This is a genomic window from Nostoc flagelliforme FACHB-838, assembly GCF_014698065.1.
GTDB lineage: Bacteria > Cyanobacteriota > Cyanobacteriia > Cyanobacteriales > Nostocaceae > Nostoc > Nostoc flagelliforme_B.
On the sequence record NZ_JACJSI010000387.1, the window covers coordinates 1 to 5,378 of the forward strand.

Below are 5,378 nucleotides of genomic sequence, written 5' to 3' on the forward strand. Positions count from 1 at the left end.
GTGCGATTCGTTACTAAGTAAAAATGCTTAATAAGCATATAGCCTAGTCAGTGAAACTAGGAGCAATCCTAGCACTGAACTCTCAGACTGATGTGGGTGAAAGTCCTACCCGCTAGATTCAAGCGTGACTCCTTATCTGCCCACACCGAGTAGACTCGTTATCTATAGAGTGAAGCTGGGAACAGGGCGCAATCAGACGGCTGTTATGGGCTGACACTGGCGCTAACAGGGAGTTCCTACGGTGAAACCGAGCCTATAAAAGTGACCTATTCTTAAGCGGGGCATAACTAAAAACCCCCGACTTCATCAGAGTCAAAACCCGCAACTCTGTGGTTTAGGAAGTTGCACGAATCCAGGGTTTCTGATGGTCAAATTGGCTACACCTAACGGAACAAAACAATCATCTGAGGGAACGAATAAAAACGAGTCAGAGGTCTTGGGACGGTCGAACCCCAAGTAGGTAAGACGAGCTACGGAATTCCCCTGATTCGGGTAGGATGCGGCGTAATTGCTGCAAGGTATTCAGAAAACACAAAACGGAGTAAAGCATGATTAGGCACAGTGCAAAAACTAGTGAATCTTGGAAATCATTACCTTGGAAGAAATTCCGAGCGAACCTTTTCCGCCTACAAAGAAGAGTGTTCAAAGCCATTCGAGAAGGAAACAAGCGCAAAGCTTTGTCACTTCAAAAGCTAATTCTGAAATCCCGTGCAGCTAGGTTTTTGGCTATACGTCAAGTAACACAGCTAAACGCTGGCAAAAAGACCGCAGGCATTGATGGTAAAGCGTCTCTGACGCTTGAGGAGAGATTCAAGCTTGAAGAAGTCCTTAAGCAAAAGGCTAACTGGTATCACTCTGGACTCAGAGAAATACCCATCCCCAAAAAAGACGGTTCAACCAGAATGCTGAAAGTCCCAACAATTGCAGATAGAGCTTGGCAATGCCTCGCAAAATACGCACTTGAACCAGCACACGAAGCAACTTTCCACGCTAGAAGCTATGGGTTTAGACCTGGGCGTTCTGCCCACGATGCACAAAAGTACATCTACAGTAATCTTAGCTCTAGCGCCAATGGAACCAATAAAAGAGTTATCGAGCTTGATATTGAGAAATGCTTCGACAGGATAAACCACACCACCATCATGGATAACCTGATTGCTCCTAAGAGCCTGAAACTTGGAATATTCCGTTGCCTCAAGGCTGGGGTAAATCCTGAGTTTCCAGAACAAGGTACACCTCAAGGCGGGGTGGTCAGTCCACTACTAGCAAATATTGCACTCAACGGGATTGAGAGTATACACAGGTATCACAACATACAGGGACGAAGAATCACTAATAACACCCCTGCCAAGGATATCATCGAGCCATCAATCCGTTACGCGGACGATATGGTAATCATACTTCGACCCGAAGACGATGCAAAACAAATACTCGACAAAATCAACCAATTCCTAGCTAAAAGAGGAATGAAAGTTAGTGAAAAGAAAACAAAGATAACCGCCGCGACAGATGGGTTTGACTTCCTCGGCTGGAACTTCAAAGTACAGCAAAACGGAAAATTTAAGAGTACTCCCTCTGCGGACAACTTTAAAGCTTTTCGTAAGAAGGTAAAAGCTATCGTGAACAACTCGAATTATGGGTCTAAGGTAAAAGCTAAAAAGCTTGCACCTATCGTTAGAGGCTGGAGAAACTACCATAAATTCTGTGACATGAGCAGTTCCAGGGATTCCCTCTGGTTCATCAATCACAGAACTTGGACAGTATTCAATAAGGAATCAAAGAATACCAAAGAATCAACCACTGAGTTGATAGCAAAGGCATTTCCAAAAGTTCCTTACTCCGAAAACAGCCACATAAACGTTACGGGGAATAAAACACCCTTTGACGGAGACTTAGTTTACTGGACTGAAAGGAACAGTAAATTATATGACGGCGAAACCTCTAAGGCGCTCAAGCGTCAAGACCATACTTGTGGATATTGCGGACTAAAACTGCTTAGTGATGAGAGAGTACACCTACACCACGTAGATGGAAATCACAACAACTGGAAGACTAAAAACCTTCTAGCGGCACACGAAAGCTGCCACGATTATCACCACATGGGCAAAAGATAAGGGAAAGTATTTCGAGTATCCCCTAGCGCGAAAACCCGTTAACCAGTTAAGAAAGTAAAAACCAAAAGCGGCTTTACTTTCTGGGATAGGCAAAAATACAGGAATACTTACCTTGTCTAAGAATATCGGGAGCCGAGTACACGGAAACGGGTACGCTCGGTTCTAACTGAGAGGTGCGGGGCATAATAGCCCCCATCGACTCAACCAAAACCAAGTGCAGAGGGAGGTTTTTGAACTTGTTGAGTTTTGTGAGAACTAAGTTTTGTGAGACTTTAAGTCCCGTTAAGGAGGTTTCAATGGCATATAAAATTACTAATCCTGTTTCCATTAAAAGGCTTGAAAACATGGGATTAAGCGTTGAAGAAGTGGAAAAAATGGTTGACACCAAAGGGGTTAAGGAGACTCAAGATTTTCTTTCGGAGGCTTACAAGAAGAGAGGACAAAGCAAGGAGAATCTAGGGAGTTAGGAACTTGTTGAGTTTTGTGAGAACTGATGATGAAGCGATGTCTACGACGGGCTACGCCAACGCATCTGCCGGCAAGCTTGGCGATCGCCCATCTGTGCATCGTGAGTACACATCAGACATTAAGGATTCTAACAAATGACACTTGACTACAAAAATCCCAACGATTGGGGCAAATCACCGCTAACTGACTCCGCCCTAAGAAAGCAGCAATTCAAAGTAGAAAATCCTGAACAATGGGCAGCAATGATTGAGTCCGATATTGAAGCACTCTCCACGCCAATATTCGAGAGTGAAGATTACCCACCCTTCACTGGAACTGAATTCTTAGCAACTCATGAAACCATTGATGATCATCCATACTCTGCTGCATTTGGTCAATTTTTGGGCAACGGCATTGACGCGGACATTGCAAATATATTGGCGTTTGGCTCTAAGCGATTTGATTTAATCTCTGATGATTTTGACGACCCCATAAGGCAATTAGCAACGAGAATTTATAGCCGATTTGAAGAGATGGGTTACTGGGATGAAGTACCAGAATCTGACGATGATATCAACTACGACTACATACCTTATTAGGAGAATGACGCAATGGAATTTGCAATACGTAATCCGGTAGTTGGTCATGCAAGCCATATTGATGAAAAAGCGCTTTCCTGGGGAGGATTTGAGTCTGATATTTTGGGCTATCTCTCCGATATAAATAAGCTAGAACAGTTTGCGGATTATGCGAATAACGCCCAAGAATTATCTGACCGATTAGAGCCGTTCTTAGACAATGCCAAGGTTGTCTTTGAGGCGATGGAGAAGCTGACCAAAGGACAAGTTACCTGGGTCGAACTTCGTAAACAATACGGCTCTCATGTTGCTACTGCCATCGCCAAAATTCGCAAACTCAATTCGAAATTTGATTCGGAAATGAGTAAAATAGATGCCCAAGATAGAGCCGATTTGTTGCGAATTGATCAGAAGCGGAAACACGCCTTAACCGAAGTTGCAGCCCAATTAAACCACGATTTACAAGCTGAATTGTGGCGGCATGAAAATAAAATCAGCAGTATAGAAAATAAGCAAGTTGTGCAAGCCGAAAGGCAAGCAATCACAACAGGATTGAGAGAGAAACGACAACAATTGTTAGCTCGTGCGAGGTTTGGCTCACGGGCATTAGAACCAAATCTTGCACCCCAGGAAGTGATACCAGTTACTAGCCAAACTTCTGCACCAGCGTCTAGTGTTTCTGCAACAGGAACAGTTCGCGGTTGGGGTGCAATGTTGGGTAACTTGTGGCAGAAATTAGGCGACAGATAATCAATTAATTAGGTAAGGCTGATGCTAGTAAGGAAACGAAATGAAGATTCCCATAGCGTCAGCCCTTTCTTGCATGAAGGGCTGGCACAGAAATCACAACAACAACATCAGCATCAACAACCAGAACAGTTACCACCACTGCCAGAAAACAACAGAGGTAGAACATTTAGACGTGCTGGTAATGCTTGTGAAATTGTCGCTGGCAGTTGTCTAAATAGTGCAGTTATTTTCACTTTTCACCTATTGCAAGTTCACCCAGTTGGAATGTTCTTAGCTGTTGGTACTGCACACTTGTATTTTACTGCTACTGCAACAGGTGAAGGGTTCAATAATTTTGTCACTAATTTAATGACTGGTTGCAGTGCATCGTTAGCGTTGTTATGTGCGCTCAATGAACCGATTAGTGAATGGAATGAAGCGAGAACTTCTACTATTACTGCTAAGACTTCTATTGAAAAGGTGTATCAGCCAAAAACTGCTGAATCTTCAAGTTGGATGGATGGTGCAGGAGTGGGCATATTTCTAGCGATATTAATGTTTTTTCTATTTGCTGGTAGGAGAGGTAAATGAATTATTTAAGCGACAAACATAAACAGTTATCGGAGTCACAACAATCGGGTTTAATGAAGTGGTTTGGTCGTCTGCCAATGGACAAGAAAGCTGTTGCAATTGGGCTGAGTTTAACTGTGGGTATTAGCTCGGCTGCGATGGCTTGGAAAGGAACCAGCAGTGACAGAATTTATTTCTGTGTCAAAACCCCAAAAAAAACATTGGTGTGTCAGGACAAAGATAATCGACCATTTCGCATGACCCCCTTTTATTGGGAGCAATGGCAGTTAGAAGGAATGCCCTCTCAAGTAGTGCGTGACCCAGCTATGGGGGTAAACGGGTTGGTGAAAGCTACCAACCCATATAAGCCGTTGTGGGCGTTTGGTGGATTCTTGGGGTTTGCGCTTGCGGGGTGGATGCTGCGCCATTGTCAGTATGAGGAGAAACAGAGAGCAGTTTTTGAAGACATCGCCCAAAAACGTGATGCTGCAAAAGCTGAGATGGCCGCACGTTCCGAGTTGTTAGAGAGTTACAGGGACGTTGCGATCGCAGAAGTTCAGTTACAAGCTGACCTGGATCTAGTGGCCAATGATCGCACTGTTGATATTACCAAAGCCGAGATTTACGCCCACACTGAAATTGAAGTTACCCAAATGGAGGCAACTGATGCCATTTTTGAGGCGCAAACCGCAGGCATGACCGAGCAACAGAAGGCAGATTACATTAAGCAGTTGCGTGAGATGAAAACGCCTTATCTGCAAGGTAGCCAGACTTTACAGGGGACGATTGACCCGAACGACAAGGTTACTGGAGATGAACAGTCAGCGATCGCACCGGGAGCAACCCCAACAGGTGATTACCTTCACCCATCAGAAGGTCTTGCCCTAAATACTTTGCAAGCCCTAGCCAGAGCAGATAGTTCTACTGCTTTAGTTGCCGC

At 44.3% G+C, this 5,378-nt stretch carries 7 protein-coding genes; all 7 read left to right on the plus strand.

What is annotated here, in order from left to right; translation table 11 throughout:
• Positions 1-548: 548 nt before the first annotated feature.
• A complete protein-coding gene (locus H6G97_RS44430; protein WP_190946853.1) occupies positions 549-2,114 on the plus strand; it encodes a group II intron reverse transcriptase/maturase in 1,566 nt (521 codons plus the stop codon).
• 296 nt (positions 2,115-2,410) lie between these two features.
• On the plus strand, positions 2,411-2,581 hold the full coding sequence (locus tag H6G97_RS44435) for a hypothetical protein (RefSeq protein ID WP_190946854.1): 171 nt from the start codon (positions 2,411-2,413) through the stop codon (positions 2,579-2,581).
• 16 nt (positions 2,582-2,597) lie between these two features.
• On the plus strand, positions 2,598-2,720 hold the full coding sequence (locus H6G97_RS55160; RefSeq protein WP_277883437.1) for a hypothetical protein: 123 nt from the start codon (positions 2,598-2,600) through the stop codon (positions 2,718-2,720).
• Positions 2,717-3,160 carry a hypothetical protein gene (locus tag H6G97_RS44440; RefSeq protein ID WP_190946855.1) on the plus strand — a complete coding sequence of 148 codons (444 nt, stop codon included), beginning with the start codon at positions 2,717-2,719 and terminating at the stop codon, positions 3,158-3,160. Before H6G97_RS55160 ends, H6G97_RS44440 begins: the two co-directional genes overlap by 4 nt.
• A 12-nt stretch (positions 3,161-3,172) precedes the next feature.
• A complete protein-coding gene (locus tag H6G97_RS44445) occupies positions 3,173-3,889 on the plus strand; it encodes a hypothetical protein (RefSeq protein WP_190946856.1) in 717 nt (238 codons plus the stop codon).
• A gap of 21 nt (positions 3,890-3,910) precedes the next feature.
• Entirely contained in the window at positions 3,911-4,459 is a 549-nt protein-coding gene (locus tag H6G97_RS44450; RefSeq protein ID WP_190946857.1) for a hypothetical protein, read from the plus strand.
• Positions 4,456-5,378: COX20 family protein (locus H6G97_RS44455; RefSeq protein WP_242056039.1), on the plus strand; the 923-nt coding region annotated here is incomplete at its 3' end. The genes H6G97_RS44450 and H6G97_RS44455, both read left to right, overlap by 4 nt.

Coding starts and splice junctions, on each gene's coding strand:
- H6G97_RS44445 (WP_190946856.1), top strand. CDS start 3,173: ATGGAATTTGCAATACGTAATCCGGTAGTTGGTCATGCAAGCCATATT.
- H6G97_RS44430 (WP_190946853.1), top strand. CDS start 549: ATGATTAGGCACAGTGCAAAAACTAGTGAATCTTGGAAATCATTACCT.
- H6G97_RS44450 (WP_190946857.1), top strand. CDS start 3,911: ATGCTAGTAAGGAAACGAAATGAAGATTCCCATAGCGTCAGCCCTTTC.
- H6G97_RS44435 (WP_190946854.1), top strand. CDS start 2,411: ATGGCATATAAAATTACTAATCCTGTTTCCATTAAAAGGCTTGAAAAC.
- H6G97_RS44440 (WP_190946855.1), top strand. CDS start 2,717: ATGACACTTGACTACAAAAATCCCAACGATTGGGGCAAATCACCGCTA.